Source organism: Cupriavidus sp. H19C3 (assembly GCF_049393815.1).
Lineage (GTDB): Bacteria > Pseudomonadota > Gammaproteobacteria > Burkholderiales > Burkholderiaceae > Cupriavidus.
Window position 1 is genome coordinate 1,266,630 of the sequence record NZ_CP184986.1, and the last position, 19,555, is coordinate 1,286,184.

Annotated in this window: 18 protein-coding genes; 8 read left to right on the forward strand and 10 right to left on the reverse strand. The window is 67.0% G+C overall.

Annotation, left to right across the window (positions count from 1 at the left end; translation table 11 throughout):
- Window positions 1-69 precede the first annotated feature (69 nt).
- Window positions 70-1,065, reverse strand: coding sequence for a LacI family DNA-binding transcriptional regulator (locus tag DFLDMN_RS25265; protein ID WP_423200508.1), 996 nt, complete (start codon window positions 1,063-1,065; stop codon window positions 70-72).
- Between the two features lie 246 nt (window positions 1,066-1,311).
- Between DFLDMN_RS25265 and DFLDMN_RS25270 the strand changes: the two genes are divergently transcribed.
- Together DFLDMN_RS25270 and DFLDMN_RS25275 are read left to right on the forward strand one after the other, a co-directional pair.
- Window positions 1,312-2,454: an L-talarate/galactarate dehydratase gene (locus tag DFLDMN_RS25270; protein ID WP_423200565.1), complete on the forward strand. Its 1,143-nt coding sequence runs from the start codon at window positions 1,312-1,314 to the stop codon at window positions 2,452-2,454.
- 54 nt (window positions 2,455-2,508) lie between these two features.
- On the forward strand, window positions 2,509-3,477 hold the full coding sequence (locus DFLDMN_RS25275; RefSeq protein WP_423200509.1) for a Bug family tripartite tricarboxylate transporter substrate binding protein: 969 nt from the start codon (window positions 2,509-2,511) through the stop codon (window positions 3,475-3,477).
- A gap of 101 nt (window positions 3,478-3,578) precedes the next feature.
- Here DFLDMN_RS25275 and DFLDMN_RS25280 read toward each other — a convergent pair whose 3' ends face one another.
- Window positions 3,579-5,216, reverse strand: a complete 1,638-nt coding sequence (locus DFLDMN_RS25280; protein ID WP_423200510.1) for an acyl-CoA synthetase — start codon at window positions 5,214-5,216, stop codon at window positions 3,579-3,581.
- Window positions 5,217-5,487: 271 nt separating this feature from the next.
- On the opposite strand from DFLDMN_RS25280, the gene DFLDMN_RS25285 reads away from it, so the two are divergent.
- Window positions 5,488-6,168: a Crp/Fnr family transcriptional regulator gene (locus tag DFLDMN_RS25285; RefSeq protein WP_423200511.1), complete on the forward strand. Its 681-nt coding sequence runs from the start codon at window positions 5,488-5,490 to the stop codon at window positions 6,166-6,168.
- A gap of 66 nt (window positions 6,169-6,234) precedes the next feature.
- On the opposite strand, the gene DFLDMN_RS25290 is transcribed toward DFLDMN_RS25285, so the two are convergent.
- Complete coding sequence (locus DFLDMN_RS25290; RefSeq protein WP_423200512.1) at window positions 6,235-7,251, reverse strand: 1-aminocyclopropane-1-carboxylate deaminase; 1,017 nt, start codon at window positions 7,249-7,251, stop codon at window positions 6,235-6,237.
- A 134-nt stretch (window positions 7,252-7,385) separates the two neighbouring features.
- On the opposite strand from DFLDMN_RS25290, the gene DFLDMN_RS25295 reads away from it, so the two are divergent.
- Entirely contained in the window at window positions 7,386-7,898 is a 513-nt protein-coding gene (locus DFLDMN_RS25295) for an Lrp/AsnC family transcriptional regulator (protein WP_423200513.1), read from the forward strand.
- 56 nt (window positions 7,899-7,954) lie between these two features.
- On the opposite strand, the gene paoC is transcribed toward DFLDMN_RS25295, so the two are convergent.
- The 4 genes from paoC to DFLDMN_RS25315 all read right to left on the reverse strand — a co-directional run bounded on the left by paoC (window position 7,955) and on the right by DFLDMN_RS25315 (window position 13,274).
- On the reverse strand, window positions 7,955-10,153 hold the full coding sequence (gene paoC / locus DFLDMN_RS25300; RefSeq protein WP_423200514.1) for an aldehyde oxidoreductase molybdenum-binding subunit PaoC: 2,199 nt from the start codon (window positions 10,151-10,153) through the stop codon (window positions 7,955-7,957).
- Between the two features lie 3 nt (window positions 10,154-10,156).
- Complete coding sequence (locus DFLDMN_RS25305; protein WP_423198503.1) at window positions 10,157-11,107, reverse strand: FAD binding domain-containing protein; 951 nt, start codon at window positions 11,105-11,107, stop codon at window positions 10,157-10,159.
- A complete protein-coding gene (gene paoA, locus DFLDMN_RS25310) occupies window positions 11,104-11,775 on the reverse strand; it encodes an aldehyde dehydrogenase iron-sulfur subunit PaoA (protein WP_423200566.1) in 672 nt (223 codons plus the stop codon). The genes DFLDMN_RS25305 and paoA overlap by 4 nt, the downstream gene beginning before the upstream one ends.
- A gap of 269 nt (window positions 11,776-12,044) precedes the next feature.
- Window positions 12,045-13,274 (reverse strand): amidohydrolase family protein, encoded by a 1,230-nt coding sequence (locus tag DFLDMN_RS25315; RefSeq protein ID WP_423198504.1) that lies wholly within the window; start codon window positions 13,272-13,274, stop codon window positions 12,045-12,047.
- A 371-nt stretch (window positions 13,275-13,645) separates the two neighbouring features.
- Between DFLDMN_RS25315 and DFLDMN_RS25320 the strand changes: the two genes are divergently transcribed.
- Window positions 13,646-14,578: a Bug family tripartite tricarboxylate transporter substrate binding protein gene (locus DFLDMN_RS25320; protein WP_423198505.1), complete on the forward strand. Its 933-nt coding sequence runs from the start codon at window positions 13,646-13,648 to the stop codon at window positions 14,576-14,578.
- 86 nt (window positions 14,579-14,664) lie between these two features.
- Here the strand turns inward: DFLDMN_RS25320 and DFLDMN_RS25325 are convergent, their stop codons facing one another.
- Complete coding sequence (locus DFLDMN_RS25325; protein WP_423198506.1) at window positions 14,665-15,420, reverse strand: SDR family NAD(P)-dependent oxidoreductase; 756 nt, start codon at window positions 15,418-15,420, stop codon at window positions 14,665-14,667.
- Window positions 15,421-15,472: 52 nt separating this feature from the next.
- Window positions 15,473-15,889, reverse strand: a complete 417-nt coding sequence (locus DFLDMN_RS25330) for a tautomerase family protein (RefSeq protein WP_423198507.1) — start codon at window positions 15,887-15,889, stop codon at window positions 15,473-15,475.
- Between the two features lie 128 nt (window positions 15,890-16,017).
- Here DFLDMN_RS25330 and DFLDMN_RS25335 point away from each other — a divergent pair, with 128 nt between their 5' ends.
- Window positions 16,018-17,040, forward strand: coding sequence for a LysR substrate-binding domain-containing protein (locus tag DFLDMN_RS25335; protein ID WP_423198508.1), 1,023 nt, complete (start codon window positions 16,018-16,020; stop codon window positions 17,038-17,040).
- On the opposite strand, the gene pip is transcribed toward DFLDMN_RS25335, so the two are convergent.
- Window positions 17,001-17,954, reverse strand: coding sequence for a prolyl aminopeptidase (gene pip / locus DFLDMN_RS25340; protein ID WP_423198509.1), 954 nt, complete (start codon window positions 17,952-17,954; stop codon window positions 17,001-17,003). The two genes, DFLDMN_RS25335 and pip, sit on opposite strands and share 40 nt — an antisense overlap.
- 229 nt (window positions 17,955-18,183) lie before the next feature.
- Here pip and DFLDMN_RS25345 point away from each other — a divergent pair, with 229 nt between their 5' ends.
- A complete protein-coding gene (locus tag DFLDMN_RS25345) occupies window positions 18,184-18,540 on the forward strand; it encodes a mechanosensitive ion channel protein MscS (protein WP_423198510.1) in 357 nt (118 codons plus the stop codon).
- Between the two features lie 152 nt (window positions 18,541-18,692).
- On the forward strand, window positions 18,693-19,331 hold the full coding sequence (locus tag DFLDMN_RS25350) for a cytochrome P460 family protein (RefSeq protein ID WP_423198511.1): 639 nt from the start codon (window positions 18,693-18,695) through the stop codon (window positions 19,329-19,331).
- Window positions 19,332-19,555 lie beyond the last annotated feature (224 nt).

Sequence of the window (19,555 nt, forward strand, 5' to 3'; positions counted from 1 at the left end):
ACATCGCTGGCACGCCTTCGCCGGGACGCATCTTGGTCCGGCGTTCTTGACCTGACGCGTTTTGCCGCTTCAAGTCGATCCGCGCTCGACAATCCTGAAGCCCACGTCGACCACCGGTTCCGCCACCGTCTCACCACGGCAGCGCTCCAGCAACAGCCGCGCCGCAGTCCGGCCGATGCCGGCACCGTCCACCTGCACCGATGTCAGCGGCGGCTCCAGATGCGCGGCGAAATCCGCATCGCCAAAGCCGCAGATGGCCAGGTCGTCGGGGATGCGTAGCCCGCGCGCCTGCGCTTCCACCATCACGCCCTGCGCAAGCTGGTCCGAGCTGCAGAAAATGGCCTCGATCTTCGGGTCCTTCTCCAGCAGTTCCGTCAGCGCCCGACGGCCCAATGCCAGGCTGCTCGGGGCCGGCACCACCGCGGTCGGAACGTCGTGACCGACCGTGGTCAGAAAGCCCTCGCGCCGCACCGCGGCCCGCTGATCGTCACCGGTGGCAATGCCTAGCCGGCGCCAACCCTTGCCAAGGAAGTATCCCGCCACCGCGCTGCCAACCTTCACGTGCGAGAACCCCACCGCCATATCGACCGGCCGATCGCTGAGGTCCCACGTCTCCACCACCGGTATGCCGGTGCGGCGCAGCTGGTCGCGCGCGAGTTGCGAATGGATCAGCCCCGTCACCACGATGCCATCGGGACGCCGGCTGATCATGGTGGCAAGCAGCGCTTCCTCGCGCGCATGGTCGTAGCCGGTCTGGCCGAGGATCAGCTGGTAGCCGGCCGCATCGAGCGTATCGGTCAGGGCTTTCACGGTCGGCAGAAACTGCGCGACGGCAATGTTCGGCACCAGCGCTCCGACCATCAGGCTCTTGCGCGACTTGAGCCCGCCCGCCAGCAGATTGGGAATGTAGCCAGTGATCTCGACCGCCTTCTGCACGCGCTCGATGGTCTTGTCCGACACCATGCCCGGATTGCCGAGTGCGCGGGACGCCGTGATCAGTGACACGCCTGCCTCGCGCGCCACATCGTGCAGCGTCACGGATTTGCGTACCTTGTTTGTGCTCATGAAGACCAGAACTCAGGGTATTTCTCTAGGGCCAGCAGCCCTTACCGCGGTTGACCCAGCAAAATGACAACGTTAGCATTGCCTCCATCGCGTCCTTGCCGCACCGCCATGGCAAGGTTCGCATCCCGTTCTCTGCGGGCTGGCGCCGATTATACCAATTGCATTGCGCCCGCAAATGACAACGTTGTCATGTCGAATTTCCACTTCGACGTGCTGCCTTCCACGTGCCGGAGATTACGCCTCGCCATGTCCACCTCGCCTGCTGCCGATCCGATCGCCGCGATCCGTCTTTCGTCGTGCTATCTGCCACTTGCCACCCCGATCAGCGATGCCAAGGTCCTCACCGGGCGCCAGAAACCGATGACCGAAGTGGCCATCCTGTTCGCGGAGATCCGCACGCGCGACGGCCATGAGGGACTCGGCTTCAGCTACTCCAAGCGCGCCGGTGGACCCGGCCAGTACGCGCACGCCTGCGAGATCGCACCCGCGCTGATCGGCGAGGACCCGAGCGATATCGCGCGGCTGTGGGACAAGCTGTGCTGGGCTGGCGCCTCGGTGGGCCGCAGCGGCCTGTCGACGCAGGCGATCGGCGCGTTCGACGTCGCGCTGTGGGACCTCAAGGCCAGGCGCGCGGGACTCTCGCTTGCCAAGCTGCTGGGGGCGCACCGCGACGCGGTGCGCTGCTACAACACGTCGGGCGGCTTCCTGCATACGCCGCTCGACCAGTTGCTCGTCAACGCGGCGGCCTCGGTGGAGCGCGGCATTGGCGGCATCAAGCTCAAGGTCGGGCAGCCCGACGGCGCGCTCGATATCCGGCGCGTTTCGGCCGTGCGCGAACATCTTGGCGATGCGGTGCCGATCATGGTCGACGCCAACCAGCAATGGGATCGCCCCACCGCCCAGCGCATGTGCCGCACGTTCGAGTCGTTCAACCTGGTGTGGATCGAGGAACCGCTCGATGCCTACGATCACGAAGGACATGCCGCCCTCGCCAGCCAGTTCGACACGCCCATCGCCACCGGCGAAATGCTGACCAGCGCCGCCGAGCACTGGGACCTGATCCGCCATCGCGCCGCCGACTACCTGATGCCCGACGCGCCGCGCGTGGGCGGTATTACGCCCTTCCTCAAGGTGGCGGCCCTGGCCGACCACGCCGGCCTGATGATCGCGCCGCATTTCGCCATGGAACTGCATATTCACCTGGCCGCCGCGTATCCGCGCGAACCGTGGGTCGAGCATTTCGACTGGCTCGAGCCGCTCTTCAACGAGCGCCTGGAAATCCGCCAGGGCCGCATCACGGTGCCGACGCGGCCTGGCCTCGGCGTCAGCATCAGCGAACAGGCGCGTGCGTGGACGCGCGCCTCGATCGAATTCGGCACCCAGCCCTGAGTGCCCGACCGCGCTACCCCGCCACAAAACAATTCCATATCAAGGAGACCACCCATGAAGAAGCTGCTTGCATCGCTGTGCCTCGGTGTCGCCATGAGCGCATCGATGGTAGGCGCCCATGCCGCCTGGCCGGAAAAGCCCGTCACGCTGCTGGTGCCGTTTCCGCCCGGCGGCTCCACCGACAATGTCGCCCGCATCCTGAGCGCCAGATTCCAGGCGCAGTTCGGCGGCAGCTTCGTGGTGGACAACCGTCCAGGCGCGGCTGGCATGATCGGCGCGGGCATGGCCAGGCGCGCGCCGGCCGATGGCTACACGCTGTTCGTATCCTCACTGGGGCCGTTCGTGATCGGCCCGCACCTGACCAAGAACGCCGGTTACGACCCGCTCAAGGACTTCGACTACATCAGCGTGGCGGTGCAGGCGCCCAACGTGCTCGCGGTACCGGTCAATTCGCCGTTCAAGTCGATCCAGGACGTGATCGCCTACGAGAAGGCCCATCCCAGCAAGATGACGTTCGCGTCCGCCGGCAATGGCACCAGCGACCACCTGACCGCGGAACTGTTCTGGCAGCAGACCGGCACGCAAGGCATTCACGTGCCGTACAAGGGCGGCGCGCCGGCGCTCAACGACCTGATCGGCGGACAGGTCGATGCCACCTTCATGAACATCAACACGGCCGTGCCGCACATCAAGGCCGGCAAGCTGCGCGCGCTGGCGATCACCAGCACCGCGCGCTCGCCGATCCTGCCGGACGTGCCGACCATGGACGAGGCCGGCATCAAGGGCGTGACCGTCTATTCGTGGCAGGCCATTGCCGCACCCAAGGGACTGCCGCCCGAGCTCAAGGCCAGGTTGCACCAGGCGGTGGTGGCCGCGCTCAACGATCCCTCGGTCAAGCCCAGGCTGCTCGAGGTCGGCTTCGAGATCGTGGCCAATACGCCCGAGCAGTTCACCGCATTCCAGGCCTCCGAGTATGCGCGGTGGAAGAAGGTGATCGAGGTGGGCAAAATCAGCGCGGACTAGGTCACCGCGGACCAGGCCGGGCATACTTCGCGCAACGACGATTACAGGGCTCCGGGCACGAGGCGTGGCACCTGGTGCCCACCTCGCCCCGGCACCCTGGCTCAGACATCGATCGCGGCGGCCGACTGCAACTGACGTCGCAGTTCGAACTTCTGGATCTTGCCGGTCGACGTCTTGGGCAGCGGCCCGAAATACACCGCCTTGGGCACCTTGAAGCCGGCCAGCAGCGCGCGGCAATGCGCAATCAGGTCGTCGGCGGTCACGCTGGCGCCTTCCTTGAGCTCGACAAACGCGCATGGCGTCTCGCCCCACTTGCTGTCCGGCTGCGCTACCACCGCGGCGGCGATCACGGCGGGGTGGCGGTAGATCGCGTCCTCGACCTCGACGCTCGAGATATTCTCCCCGCCGGAAATGATGATGTCCTTGCTGCGGTCCTTGATCTTGATGTAGCCGTCCGGCATGCAGACGCCAAGGTCGCCGGTATGGAACCAGCCGCCCGCGAAGGCCTCGCGCGTGGCGCGATCGTTCTTGAGGTATCCCTTCATGCAGATATTGCCGCGGAACATGATCTCGCCGATGGTCTCGCCATCGCGTGGCACGGGTTGCATGGTATCGGGGTCCAATACGGCCACATCGGCTTGCAGGTGATAGCGCACGCCCTGCCGCGACTTGCGCACCGCGCGTTCCTCGATCGACAGCGTCTGCCATTCATCCTGCTCCGCGCAGGCTGCGGCCGGACCGTAGACCTCGGTCAGGCCGTAGACGTGCGATAGCGCAAAGCCCATCTCCTCCATCTGCGCCAGCACGGCGGCGGGAGGCGGCGCCCCGGCCACCATGCCGCGCACGGGACCACGCAGGCCTTCGCGCCATTCGGCCGGCGCGCTGACCAGCGCATTGTGCACGATGGGCGCCGCGCAATAATGCGTCACGCCTTCGGCACGCATCAGGTCGAAGACCAGCTTCGGCTCGAACTTGCGCAGGCAGACGTTGACGCCGGCGCGCGCTGCCACGGTCCAGGCAAAACACCAGCCATTGCAGTGGAATAGCGGCAGCGTCCACAGGTACACCGGATGTCTGGCCATATCCCATTCGAGGATATTGGACACGGCGTTCATGGCGGCGCCACGGTGGTGATAGACCACGCCCTTCGGATCGCCGGTCGTGCCCGACGTGTAGTTGAGCGCGATGGCATCCCATTCGTCGGCAGGCATCTGCCACGCGAAGTCGGGATCGCCACTGGCCAGGAAGCTCTCGTAGTCGATGTCGCCAAACGGCGCATCGGGCGCGGGACCGAGCACATCGTGAACGGCAATGACCTTGAGCCCCTGCACCTCGCGCGCGAGCTGGCGCGCTACCGCGGCAAACTCGGTATCGGCCAGCAGCACGCGCGCCTCGCCATGGCGCAGCATGAAGACCAGGTTGGCGGCGTCCAGGCGGATATTCAACGCGTTGAGGACCGCACCGGACATCGGCACCCCGAAATGCGCCTCGATCATGGCTGGCGTATTGGGCAGCAGCGCCGCCACGGTGTCGCCCCGGCCGATGCCGGCGCGCTGCAGGGCGCTGGCCAGCCGGCGGCAACGCGTATAGGTATCGCGCCAGTTCTGCCGCAGCCCGCCGTGTACGATGGCCAGGCGGTGGCCGTAGACCTCCGCCGCGCGGGCGATAAAATCGAGCGGTGTCAGCGGTACGAAGTTGGCGGCATTACGGGTCAGGCCCGTGTCGAAGTCCGTCGGCATGGTGGGTGTCTCCTGTCGGAGCATCCTGCGTGGATGCATGTTGTGTAGTCAGCGGCACGCTATCATTGCGACGGCGGCGCACACTGTCGCCCAGACGACAGAGCTGGCGCAGCGGCGACATGGTTGTGCGCCGGGCCGTGCGCCGGCCCGTGCGCCGGCCCGTGCAGGCAGCGTCGGCGTAAGTTTGGCGTCAGCTTGGCGCCTGCACCGGCACGTTCTTGCGCGCGCTGCCCCGCGTATCCCTGCTCATCCACTGTCGCGCCATCGACTCATGAACCTCGACGCCGTACTCGAACAACACGACTGGTATCGCGCGCTGGCACCGGCGCACCAGGCGCTGGCGGTATCCGGTACCGTGGAGCGCACCTTCGCCGCCGATGCCTATATCGCGCGGCGCGGCGAGTATTCGCGCTACTGGATCGGGGTGGACGCGGGGCTGATCAAGCTGGCGGTCTACACGCCGGACGGACGCGGCTGCACGTTCTGCGGCGTGCCTGCCGGCGGCTGGTGCGGCGAAGGCAGCGTCATCAAGCGCGAGGCGCGCCGCTACGACGTGATCGCCGTGCGCGAGTCACGCGTGCTGCTGGTAGCCGAAACCGTGTTCAATACCCTGCTGGCCGACAGTCTGCCCTTTGCCGGCTATGTGGTGCGCCAGCTCAACGAGCGCATGGGCCAGTTCATTGCCATGGTGCAGAACGACCGCTTGCTTGGCGCCGATGCGCGCGTGGCGCAGGCCATCGCGCAACTGTTTCATCCCGCGCTGTATCCCAAGACCAGCGCGGTGCTGGAGCTCTCGCAGGAGGAAATCGGACTGCTGACCGGGCTGTCGCGACAGCGTGTCAACCAGGCCCTGCGGCGGCTGGAGGCCGAGGGCATGGTGGGCCTGTCCTACCAGACCATCCGTGTGACGGACCTGGAGGCGCTGCGCCGGTTCGGCATGTCGGAGCTGTAGCGTCGGAAGGGGTGGCGAGGGGCGGCTGCGCCGAGGTCGCCCTGCCCCGCCCGTTGCAGCCGCGCCTCAGCCGTCCTTGAACAGAAAGCTGTACGCGTTGAGCGCTGGCGCGCCACCGAGGTGGGCATACAGCACGCGCGAGCCTTCCGGAAATTCGCCGCGGCGCACCTTGTCGATCATGCCCTGCATGGACTTGCCTTCGTACACCGGATCGGTCATCACGCCTTCCATGCGCGCGCACAGCCGAATCGCCTCGAGCGTGCCGTCCGACGGCAGGCCATACTCGGGACCGCCATAGCGCGTATCGAGCACGACGTCGGCATCGACGATCGCGCGCCCCAGATCGACCAGCTCCGCCGTATGGCGCGCGATGCGCAGGATCTGCTCACGGGTCTGTTCCGGCTTGGCCGAGGCGTCGATACCGATCACGCGATCGGCGCGGCCGTCGGCGGCAAAGCCCACCACCATGCCGGCCTGCGTACTGCCCGTGACCGAGCACACCACGATGTAGTCGAACTGGAAGCCCAGTTCCTTTTCCTGCGCGCGCACTTCCTCCGCAAAGTTGACAAAACCAAGGCCACCTAGCGGATGCTCCGAGCAGCCGGCGGGAATCGGATAGGGCTTGCCGCCCGCATCGCGCACGCTCTGCATGGCGTCTTCCCAGCTCGGACGAATGCCGATATCGAAGCCGTCCGCCACCAGCCGCACATCCGCGCCCATCATGCGAGACATCTGGATATTGCCCACCCGGTCATAGACCGCGTCCGAGTAGTTGACCCAGTTCTCCTGCACCAGCACACACTTGAGGCCGAGGTGCGCCGCCACCGCGGCCACCTGGCGGGTCTGGTTGGACTGGATGCCGCCGATGGAAACCAGCGTATCCGCGCCCTGCGCGAGCGCATCGGGAATCAGGTACTCGAGCTTGCGGGTCTTGTTGCCGCCGAATGCCAGGCCGCTGTTGCAGTCCTCGCGCTTGGCGTAAAGCTCCACCTTGCCACCGAGATGCCGGCTCAGGCGCGCGAGCGGTTGGATCGGGGTCGGCCCGAAGGTCAGCGGGTGGCGGGGAAAGCGCTGCAGGTTCATGGGGATGCTCCGTCGGAGGAAGAAGGTTGCGGTGGAGGAAATGGTAGGCAAATCGCGCGGAAACGTGCTTGCAAAAATCTCTCTTCCGACACAACATGGCAGGTCGATATCCCCATCCTTGCTTCAAAAATTCCATGCCACCGCCATCCCGCAAAACAAAATTTCGTGCCCCTGCCAGCGAGGACGCCCCGCAGCTGGATCGTACCGACAAGGCGATCCTGCGCGCGCTGCAGAAGGACGCATCGATCTCCAACGTGGCGCTGGCGAACAAGGTGAACCTCAGCCCGCCGGCCTGCCTGCGGCGCGTGGAGCGGCTCAAGGCGGCGGGCTATATCCGTGGCATCGTGGCGTTGCTGGACCCCAACCGCCTCGACGTCGGCATGCTGGTGATCATTGGCGTGGTGCTGGACCGCTCCACCCCCGAGTCATTCGCCGCGTTCGAGAAAGCCGCGCAGAAGGTGTCGGGTTGCATGGAGTGCCACGTGGTGACGGGCGAGTTCGACTACTTCATGATGATCCGCACGCGCGACAGCGACAGCTTCAACCGCCTGCATGCGGACCAATTGCTGTACCTGCCCGGCGTCCGGCAGATCCGTACCTTCATGGTGCTCAAGCAGGTCCTGTCAACCACGCACCTGAATGTCTAGGCGCGGCACCGCGCGTGGGGCCACGCGCGGTGCCGTGTCGACCCGGTGCGGGGGCGTCAAGCCATCTTCGGCAGGCCCGGCAACAGCTTGTCCAGCGTGATCGGGTACTCGCGCACCCGCACGCCGGTCGCGTTGTAGATCGCATTGGCAACCGCCGCGCCCACGCCGCAGATGCCAAGCTCGCCGACGCCCTTGGCTTTCATCGGCGACGAGATCGGATCGGTTTCGTCGAGGAAGATCACCTCCTGATGGGGAATATCGGCGTGCACGGGCACCTCGTAGCCGGCCAGGTCGTGGTTGACGAAGAAGCCCTGCCGCTTGTCGACCACCAGCTCCTCCATCAGCGCGGCCCCCACGCCCATCGTCATCGCGCCGATCACCTGGCTGCGCGCCGACTTCGGGTTGAGAATCCGGCCGGCGGCGCAGACCGCCAGCATGCGGCGCACGCGGACTTCGCCGGTGGCGATATCGACGCCAACCTCGACGAAATGCCCGCCGAAGGTCGATTGCTGATACTTCTTGTCGAGATCGCCGAACTCGAGCACGTCCTCGCCCACGAGTTCGCCATCGGCGGCAATCGATGCCAGCGGCACGGCGCGACCGTTCGCCGACACCTGCCCGTCGGCAAACGCCGCGCCGGCGGGATCGAGGCCGGCACGCCTTGCCACCGCCTCGCGCAGCTTGACGCAGGCCGCATACACGCCCGAGGTGGCACTATTGCCGCCCCACTGCCCACCGGATCCGGCGGACTCCGGATAGCTGGAGTCACCGAGCCGCACCGCCACCTTCTCGATCGGCACGCCGAGCATCTCCGCCGCGGTCTGGGCGATGATGGTATAGCTACCCGTGCCGATATCGGTCATATCGGTCTCGACGATCACCATGCCCGTGCGGTCGAGCCTGACGCGCGCTCCCGATTTCATCACGAGGTTATTGCGGAACGCCGCCGCCACGCCCATGCCGACCAGCCATTGGCCGTCGCGTACCGAGGCCGGCTGCGCCTGGCGCGCGCTCCAGCCGAACTTGTCCGCGCCAAGGCGCAGGCATTCGACCAGGCGCCGCTGCGAGAACGGCCGCGACGGATGCTCGGGATCGACCTGGGTGTCGTTGAGAATGCGGAACGCAATGGGGTCCATGCGCAGTTGCTCGGCCATCTCGTCTATGGCGATCTCCAGCGCCATCAGGCCCGGCGCCTCGCCCGGCGCCCGCATCGCGTTACCCTCGGGCAGGTCGAGCGTGGCCAGCCGCATCGCGGTCATGCGGTTGGGCCCGCCATAGAGCAGGCGGGTCTGCTGCACTGCCGTCTCGGGGCCGCCCCCGGGCAGATCGCCCGACCAGCTCTCATGGCCAATCGCGGTAATCCTGCCATCGGGCGTGGTGCCGATGCGAATGCGCTGGATGGTGGCGGGCCGATGCGTGGTGTTGTTGAACATCAGCGGCCGCGTCAGTGCCACCTTGACCGGCCGTCGGGCGGCACGGGCGCCGAGCACCGCGAGCAAGGCCTCGGCGCGCACGAACAGCTTGCCGCCGAAGCCGCCTCCGACAAACGGCGAGATGATGCGCACGTTCTCCTTGGGGATGCCCAGCGTCGTCGCCATATCCTGCTGGCCCCAGGCGACCATCTGGTTCGAGGTCCATACCGTGACCTTGTCGCCTTCCCACGCCGCCAGCGAAGCATGCGGCTCCATCATCGCGTGGGCCTGGTCGGGCGTGGTGTAGACGGCATCGAGCTTGACCGGCGCGCTGTGAAACGCCTCGATAAAGTTGCCGGCGGCGGAATCGGCATCGCCGCTCTTCGGCTTGACCGCGGTCGTGCGCGCATGGTGCAGGTCGAATGCGCCCGGGGCGCTCTCGTAGCGGACGCGTACCAGCTGCGCGGCGGCGCGCGCCTGCTCGAAGGTTTCGGCCACCACCAGCGCCACGGCCTGGTGGTAGTGCTGGATCTCCGGGCCGCCCAGCAGCGTGGCGGTATTGCGCTCGCCCTTGCCGAGCTTGCCGGCATTCTCGGCCGTAACGATAGTGATCACACCGGGCGCGCGGCGCGCCTCGGCGAGGTCCATCGAGACGATGCGGCCCTTGGCGATGCCGGCGCCGACCACATGGCCGTACGCCGCGTGGGCCGCCACGTCGTGGCGCTCGTACGCGTACGGCGCCTTGCCGGTGGTTTTGAGCGGGCCGTCGATGCGGTCGAGCGGCTGGCCGACCACCTGCAGGCGGTCGATCGGATTCTCCGTCGCGGGGGTATCGAATTTCATGGGTCAGGTCCTCGCTTGCGTCAGCACGGCACCGAGCGTGCGCTGGGCCAGCATTACCTTGAACGCGTTCTGCTGGGTCGGCATGGCATCGGCCAGCAACCGGTCGGTCACGGCCTTGGCGCCACGCGGCAGGTCGGCTTCGGCGGCCTCGACGCGCCACGGCTTGTGCGCCACGCCGCCAAGCGCAACGCGGCCGGTGCCGTCGCGCTGCACGATGGCCGCGACCGAGACCAGCGCAAACGCATAGGACGCACGGTCGCGCACCTTGCGATAGATCTGGGTGCCGCCGACCGGCGGCGGCAGCGTGACCGCGGTGATCAGTTCGCCCGCGGCCAGGCTGTGTTCGATGTGCGGCGTATCGCCGGGCAGGCGGTGCAGGTCGACGATCGGAATCACGCGGCGCGTGCCGTCGGCGCGCACGGTCTCGACACTGGCATCGAGCACGCGCATCGCCACCGCCATATCGCTGGGGTGCGTGGCGATGCAGGCCTGGCTGCCGCCGATTACCGCATGCGGGCGGCTGAAGCCGCCGATGGCGCCGCAACCGGAACCCGGCTGGCGTTTGTTGCACGGCTGGTTGGTGTCGTAAAAGTAAGGGCAGCGCGTGCGCTGCAGCAGATTGCCGGCCGTGGTCGCGCGATTGCGCAACTGACCCGAGGCTCCCGCCAGCAAGGCACGCGACAGCACGCCATAGTCGCGCCGCACGCGCGGGTCGGCGGCGAGATCGGTATTGCGCACCAGCGCGCCGATGCGCAGACCGCCCTGCGGCAGGGCCTCGATCTGGTCGAGCGCGAGGCCGTTGACATCGATCAGATGCACAGGCTGCTCGATCTCCAGCTTCATCAGGTCGAGCAGATTGGTGCCGCCCGCGATAAAGCGCGCGCCGGGCGTGCGCTGCGCGGCGGCGGCGGCTTCGGCCGGGCTCTGCGCGCGTTCATAGGTAAAGGCTTTCATGCGCGGCTCCCGGCGGGTTCGCCCGCGACCTCGACGATCGCCTCGACGATGTTGGAATAGGCGCCGCAGCGGCAGATATTGCCGCTCATGCGCTCGCGGATTTCGGCTTCGCTCAGCGGCGGGCGCGCGGTCAGGCTTGCGCTGACATGGCTTGGGATGCCCGCGCGAATCTCGTCGAGCACGGCCACCGCCGAGCAGATCTGGCCCGGCGTGCAGTAACCGCACTGGTAACCGTCGTGCTTGACGAACGCGCGTTGCATCGGATGCGGCTGCTGCGGTGTGCCAAGACCTTCCACGGTTGTAATTTTTGCGCCTTCGTGCATGATCGCCAGGGTCAGGCACGCGTTGATGCGACGGCCGTCCAGATGGACGGTGCAGGCGCCACATTGGCCGTGGTCGCAGCCTTTCTTGGTGCCGGTCAGGTGCAGGTGCTCGCGCAGCGCATCGAGCAGCGTGGTACGGGTATCGAGGTCCAGCGTGACGCGTTTGCCGTTCACCTCGAGCGTGACTTGAGACATGGCGGGTTGGCTCCTTGCAGAAGGGTTGGCGGCGCCCTGAGTGGCGCCCTGAGCGGCGCTCGCGGAAGGTATGGCCACGGCGGTGGCGGCGGAGGCTCCGGCGAGCAGGAGCTCGCGCCGCGTCATCTTGATGTCGCTAAGGTCGTCCATGTGTTCGTATCCTTCTTCCTGGATGGAGATTGACCGGACAGATGGCGATGCCAAACTCCATGGGGCGAGAAAACAGGTGGACAGGTCCTGGCCGGCATGCCAGTCGCCACGCATACGCAAAAAGCGTGCAGGCTTGCCGCGGCGCGGCAAACGGCGTGCCCCGCCGGCGGCGGGGCGGTGACAGGCTTCAACCGTAGCACGATGCGACGCATCGCGTACGGCGCGCGCCGCGGGAACAGCCGGCGCGGACGCGCCGGCGCGGGCAGCGGCTAGGCGGGATCGTGCAACCGGGCGGCCGGACGCGTCACCGTGCGGCGGCCGCGCTTGAAGACGGCCAGCGGATGACGGATTTCCGATACCGCCTGTTCGGGCGACGTCCCGTCGATGATCACCACATCGGCCGGATTGCCCACCGCAATGCCATAGTCGCGCAGGTTCAGGATGCGCGCCGAGCGCTCGGTCACCATGGCAAAGCATTCACGCAACTGCTCGGGCCGCGCGATCTGCAGCACGTTGGCCTGCAGGTTGGCCATGCGGATCAGCGAGCAATCGCCATACGGGGTGGCGGGGTTCAGCACGTTGTTGCTGGAGATCGAGCAATTGACGCCGTGTTCGACCAGAAAGTTGGCATCGGCCACGCCGCGCCGCACATCGTGGTCGCGTTCCCGGCCCATCAGATAGAGATCGGTGGCCGGCAGCACGGCCACATTGACCCCCACATCCGCAAGCCGGCGCGCAATTGCCGCCACGCGATCCGGCGGCAGCAGCGACAGCTTGGTCATATGGCCCACCGTGACGCGTCCCCCGAGCCGATACTGCTCGGTCAGGTCGCAGACCAGATGGATATCCATGTCTTCCGGCGTATTGCCGACGTCGAGGTGCATGTCGATGTCGACGTCGAATTCGCGCGCGAGCTCGAAGATGCGGCGAATCTGCCCGGGATGATCGGTGTCGTAGCGCGGCGCGGCGCCGATGACGTCGGCCCCGCGACGCAGCGCCTCCACCAGCAGCGCATCGGTGCCCGGATAGTTGATCAGCCCTTCCTGCGGAAACACGCATAGTTGCAGGTCGATCGCCCACCGGTATTGCGCGACCAGCGCGCGCACGCCGTCAAAGCCGCGCATGCCGATGCCGGGATCCACTTCCACATGGGTGCGCATGCGCGTGGTGCCATGCGCGATGGCCTCGCGTAGCGTGATCTCCGCGCGGCGATAGACGTCCTCCTCGGTGATCTGTGGCTTGAAGCCGGCCACGTAATGCACCGGACTGATCTGACGCGTGGTCTCCGCCGGACAGACCTCGAGCAGGCGCGCCTTGTCCAGATGGATATGGGTTTCGATCAGTCCACCGCACGCGAGGCGGCCGCCGGCATCGAACGCTTCGGCGGCGGTGTCGAGGTGCGGGGCGATCGCCACGATGCGACCGTCCTCGATCCCGATGTCCTGCAGCTTGCCGTGAGGCTCGGTAACCAGTTGCGCGCGGCGAATGACGAGGTCCATGTCTTGACAATCCAGTGGGTGAGATGAAGTGAAAGCGAGGGGAAACCGGCGCCGCAGCCGCTGCAATGTGCATGCCAATGCCAGCGGGCACGCCATGCGAGTTCACGGTGCACGACGCGCCAGGATGGCCCCGACACCCATGCACGCCGTGGGACGCGGCATGCGCGCGCGCACCATTTCATCGCGGCTTGCCGCAACGTTCATGCGTTTTTGCCCCGCCATGGCGCGGCACGCAACTTGCTCGCTGGCGACCCGCCGTTAGCGCTCTCAGGCGTGGCGTAACGGCGCTTTCAATGTACGCACATGGAATGGGACCGACGATGAAAAATTTGATGCGCGCGGCCGCGGCAGGGCTTTGGACTGCGTTTTCGATGGCATGCACGGCCGCGCTGCCCGCGCACGCGGAGACGTATCCGTCCAGGCCGATTCGCTTCGTGGTGCCCTTTCCCGCGGCCGGTGCCTCCGATGTCCTGAGCCGTGCCCTCGCCGAGAAGCTGACCGCAAGCCTTGGCCAGTCGGTAGTCATCGAAAACCGCCCGGGCGCGGGCAGCACCATCGGCGCCGACTTCGCCGCCAAGGCCCCGCCCGATGGCTACACGCTGCTGATCATCACGGGCTCGCTGCCGATCGCCGCCAACCTGTATCGCAAGCTGGGCTTCGACCTGCTCAAGAGCTTTACGCCGATCTCGCTGGTGGCCAACGTGCCGCACGTGCTGGTGGTCAATCCGTCGGTGCCGGCCAAATCTGTCAAGGAACTGATCGCCCTGGCCAAAAGCCGACCCGGGCAATTGAGCGCGGCGTCGCAGGGCAATGGCACGCTGTCGCATCTGGAACTCGAACTGCTGAAGACCACCGCCGGCATCGACATGGCCCATATCCCGTACAAGGGCAGCAGCAACGCGATGACCGATCTGCTCGCCGGCAATGTCAGCGTGTTCTTCGACAGCGTGGCGTCGTCGATGCCGTTCGTGAAGAAAGGGCAATTGCGCGCGCTCGCGGTGGTGAGCCCCACCCGCCTGCCGATGAGTCCCGATATTCCGACCTTCGCGGAAGCCGGGCTGCCCGGCTTCGAGGCCCGCAACTGGTTTGCCGTGGTGGCGCCGGCGGGTACGCCGCCGGATATCGTCAACCTGCTCAACGCCCATATCGCCAAGGCCGTGGCCGCGCCCGACATGGTGCAGCGGATGGCCGCACAGGGCGCGATCATGGAAGCGAGTTCGCCCGAGCAGGTCACCGCGTTGATCAAGAGCGACCTCGCCAAGTGGGGCAAGGTCATCCGCGATGCCAACCTCCATATGGACTGACGCGCGCCGCAGCCCCGGCGTCACGCCCCCGCCTGCATCGCGCGCCAGGGGGCGGACGCATTCCCGCGTCCGCCCGGCGCTACCGCTCAGCGCGCCTGGCGCTGAATCGTCAATGCCGTGAACGCCTGCACCACCGGCATGATCTCGACCACGTTGATGTTCACGCGCGCCGGCTGGGTGGCGGCCCAGAACACCGTTTCGGCGATATCTTCCGCGGTCAGGGCCTCGGTGTTCTCGTACACCTTGTCCGCGCGCGCCTGGTCGCCGTCGAAGCGCACCGACGAGAACTCCGTGCCACCGACCAGGCCCGGCGCCACGTCGGTGACGCGCACGCCGGTACCGGCCACGTCGGCGCGCAGGTTGAGCGAGAACTGGCGCACGAAGGCCTTGGTCGCGCCATAGGCATTGCCACCGGGATACGGATAGGTGCCCGCCACCGAGCCGATGTTGATGACATGACCGCGCTTGCGCGCGACCATGCCCGGCAGCACCGCGCGCGTCATGTACATCAGGCCCTTGATGTTGGTATCGACCATCTGTTCCCACTTGTCGAGGTCCGCGTCCTGGGCCAGCTCCAGGCCCAGCGCCAGCCCCGCGTTATTCACCAGCAGGTCGATCTCCGCGAACCCGGGCGGCAGCGCCGCCACGGCGGCCTCCACGGCGGCACGGTCGCGCACGTCGAGCACTACCGGCAGCACCTTGTCGCGGCCGAGCTCCTCCACCAGCGCGTCGAGCCGTTCCTTGCGCCGGCCCGCCGCGATCACGCGATGTCCGGCGGCGACGAAGCGTCGCGCGATTGCTGCACCAAAACCCGCCGTGGCGCCCGTGACGAATACATTCATGATCCAATTCCTGCTTTGTTGATAGGTGTTGAACGATCGCGCGGCGCGCCCGTCAGTGGCTGTTTTTCACGCCGTCCTTCACGGTGTCTTGCACGTACTGCGCGATGCCATTGCCGAACGACCAGTCCTCGCGCCCGTTGGGTACGAGCTGGATCTGGACGTCTTCCCGGCGCAGACCCGGATTCTCCGCCAGGCGCTCGGCCACGGCGCGATACAGCGCCTGCTTGGTGGCCACGTCGCGCCAGTTGCTCTGGAGGATGCTGATAAAGACGACGTCGTCGCTCCGGTGCACGCCGAGATAGTCGGCATCGTAGATGAAATCGTCGCGATCGTGCTGATGGACCAGCTGGAAGCGGTCAGCGGGCGGCACCGCGAACGTCTCCACCAGGGCCTGGTGGACGCCGTCGGCGATGGCGCGGATATGGGCGGGCGACTTGCCCTTGAGCAGGGAGATATGAACGAGCGGCATGGTGGGCTCCTCAGAGGTTGACGTCATCACGATAGCCGCCAATAATCATTCTGAAAATCAGAAACATTGAAAGCGTTGCTTCGATGTTATCGAACTATTAAGACCTGCCCTGCCCTTGGGAGACCGCCATGGCCCGCACCAACCTCGACATGGACGTGCTGCGCACGTTCGTCATGGGTTTCGAACTGGGCAGTTTCGCCCGCGCCGCGGACCGGCTTGGCCGCTCTCAGTCGGCCATCAGCACGCAATTGCGCAAACTCGAGGAGCAGATCGGCCTGCCACTCGTGCAGAAGTCCGGCCGCAATCTTGCGCTGACCACCGCGGGCGAGGCGTTGCTGAGCTATGCCCGGCGCCTGCTCGATCTCAACGACGAAGCGGTCGACACCATTCGCGGCGCGGATCTCGAAGGCTGGGTCCGGCTTGGCCTGCCGCAGGATTTTGCCGAAGGCGTGCTGCCCGCGGTGCTCGGCCGGTTTGCGCGCGCACATCCGAAAGTCCGCGTCGAGGTCCAGGTGGACCGCAGCGTGCCGCTGGCGCAGAAGACCCTCAAGGGCGAACTCGATATGGCGCTGGTATGGGGCGACGGCAGCGACGCGCCCAATGGCGAGCGCATTGCCGAGGTACCGGTGGCATGGGTGGGTCGGCCCGATTGGGCCGGCTTGACGAAGGGCGCGGCAGATACGATGCGTGCGGCGGCGGATGCGGCGGGTGCGGCGAGCGCAGCGGGTGCGGCCGGGGCCGCGGTCGCCGCCGCCCCGCTGCCGTTGATCGCGTTCGTGCCGCCCTGCACGTTCCGCGCGGCCGGCATCGCCGCGCTCGACGAGGCCGGTATCCCGTGGCGGCTCGCCTTTACCAGCCCGAGCCTGTCAGGACTGTGGGCAGCCGCCGAGGCAGGACTCGGCATTACGCCGCGCACCTCCATCAGCCTGCCGGCGACGCTGACCGCGCTCGACCCTGCCGCCACCGGCCTGCCGCCGTTACCGAAGGCGGCGCTCGCCCTGCACCGCGCCGAGGCCGAGCCCAGCGCGGCGGTACGCCGCCTGACCGCGATCGTGCTCGACGCCATTCACGAGGCGCTCGGCGCCCATACGGCCCCGCCCGGCCCCGTGGCTCAGGCCGCGGCAAAGCGATCCGTCGCGGCGATCAGCTGATCGAGAATGCCGGGCTCGGACCAGGCATGCCCGGCGCCCTCGATCACGTGCAATGCCGCCGTCGGCCACGCCCGGTGCAGCGCATAGGCATAGCGCAGCGGACACGGCATGTCATAGCGGCCATGCACGATCACGCCGGGGATGCTGGCCAGGCGATGCGCGTCACGCAGCAGTTGCCCTTCCTCGAGCCAGCAGCGATGCGTGAAGTAATGGTTCTCGAGCCGCGCAAACGCGAGCGCGAAATGGCCATCGTCATGCTTGGCGGCGATCTGCGGATCCGGCAGCAGGGTGATGGTCTCCGCTTCCCACACGCTCCACGCGCGCGCCGCGGCCACCTGCTTCTCGCGGTCGTCGCCGGTCAGCAGCTTGCGATAGGCCGCCATCATGTTGCCGCGCTCGGCCTCGGGTACCGGCGCCTGGAAGCGCTCCCATTGCGCCGGGAACATCTCGGACACGCCGTATTGGTAATACCAGTCGAGCTCCGCCTGCGAGGCCGTATACACGCCGCGCAGCACCAGTTCGCTGGTACGTTCGGGAAATTTTTGCGCATACGCGAGCGCCAGCGTCGATCCCCAGGAGCCGCCGAACACCAGCCAGCGCTCCGCGCCCGCCAGCTGGCGCAGGCGTTCGATATCGTCGACCAGGTGCCAGGTGGTATTGGCCTCGAGTCCGGCATGCGGGGTGGAACGGCCGCAGCCGCGCTGGTCGAACAGCATCACGTCGTAGCGCGCCGGATCGAACAGCCGCCGATGATCCGCGGCAATGCCGCCGCCGGGCCCGCCGTGCAGGAACACCGCCGGCTTGGCGCCCGGCGTGCCGACGCGCTCGTAGTAGATGGTATGACCATCGCCGACGTCGAGCATGCCGCTCTCGTACGGTTCGATGGCGGGATAGAGCGAACGCAAGGTGGGCATGGCGGCATCCGGGACCAGAAGGACAGCCAGATTACATCGTTTCTTACGGCCATTTACATCTGGTCACCATCACATAACCCAATGTAATGATCGGTGGTGCATCATGAACTCCGTCGGGCAGGCCTCCCGGGCAACAAGGCACGCCAGCCTCGCTGGCCCTCAATGTCCCTCAATGTCCCTCAATGTCCCTCAATGGGCCCTGCACCGACTGGACAACAAGGAGTTTCTCATGCGCAAGTCGATTCGTTACACCGGTATCGCCGTCCTCAGTGCCGCCATGCTCGCCGCGGGGCCGGCCTCGGCCCATGGCCGCTACCATGGTGGTCACGGGTCGAACAACGGCGCCGTGGCGCTGGCCATCGGCGCCATTGCCGGCCTGGCCATCGGCGCGGCGGTCGCCAGCAGCGGCCCGGTAGTGGCCGCCCCTGCCCCGGTCTACGCGCCGCAACCGGAGCCGGTCTACCTGCCGCCGCAACCGGTCAGTTACGCCGCGCCGCAGGTGCCGCCGGGCTACTGCTACCGCAGCTATGACCGCGCCTATGTGCCCTGCGGCCCCGCCGCGCCCGTCAACTACTACGGGTACTGATGCGCTCGCGGATGGCCGCCGCCGGTGACGGCCACCGGCGGTAGCCCATATACATTGCGATACAAGACCGGAGAGCGCGGGACATAACGACGATACATCGGAAAGCGGAAATGGCGACTGCACCACGCCAACCGCTCTTCCGAGGATCGCCCATGACCCGTTCGCACGCCGCAACCCTTACCCTGGCCACCGTGGCCGCACTGCTCTCGCCGCTGTCTGCCCTGACCGCTGCCGCCGCCGACCGCTCCGCGCCGCCGGCCGCCGGTGCCTCCCGGGGCCAGCCTGCCCCTGCCGCCCACGCCGATCCCGCTGCAATCCCCGCTGCAGTTCCTGCTGCAATCCCCGCTGACAATGCCGCCGCCCATGCCGCCGCCAATGCCTCGCCGATCTACGGCGTGACGTTGCCCGAGGGCTACCGCCAATGGCAGTTGGTGGCACCCGCGCTCGAGGGCGAACCGCTCAACGAACTGCGCACCGTGGTAGGCAATCCGATCGCAATCGAGGCGTATCGGCGTGGCCAGTTGCCTTTCCCTGACGGCGCCGTGCTGGTCAAGCTGGCGTGGAAGTACACGCGCTCCGCCGACTTCGCGTCGGCGCTGGTGCCGGCGCATGCGACCACGGTACAGGTGATGGTCAAGGATGCGAAGAAGTACGCAGCCTCGGGCGGCTGGGGCTATGGCCGCTTCATCGATGGCAAGCCCGCCGATCTGGCTCAGCACCAGACGTGTTTCGCCTGCCATGCCGCGCGCGTGAAGGATCGCGACTACGTCTTTACACGGCTGGCGCCGTGAGCGTAAGCGGCTGGCGCCGTGAGCGCACGCCGCGCGCCCGGGCGCGTCAGCCCGCCGGCAGTTTTTGCCCGGTATTTTTTTCAATTCCGCGCACGCTTTTCCGACGCTTTCTTGCAGGACTTGCACGCGCGCGTTACGCGTGACTGCGCCCCGCCAGAATTGGCACGCGTGGGCGCGCGACGCATGCGCGCAAGGATCAGCCATCCTGTACCATACGGTCATCC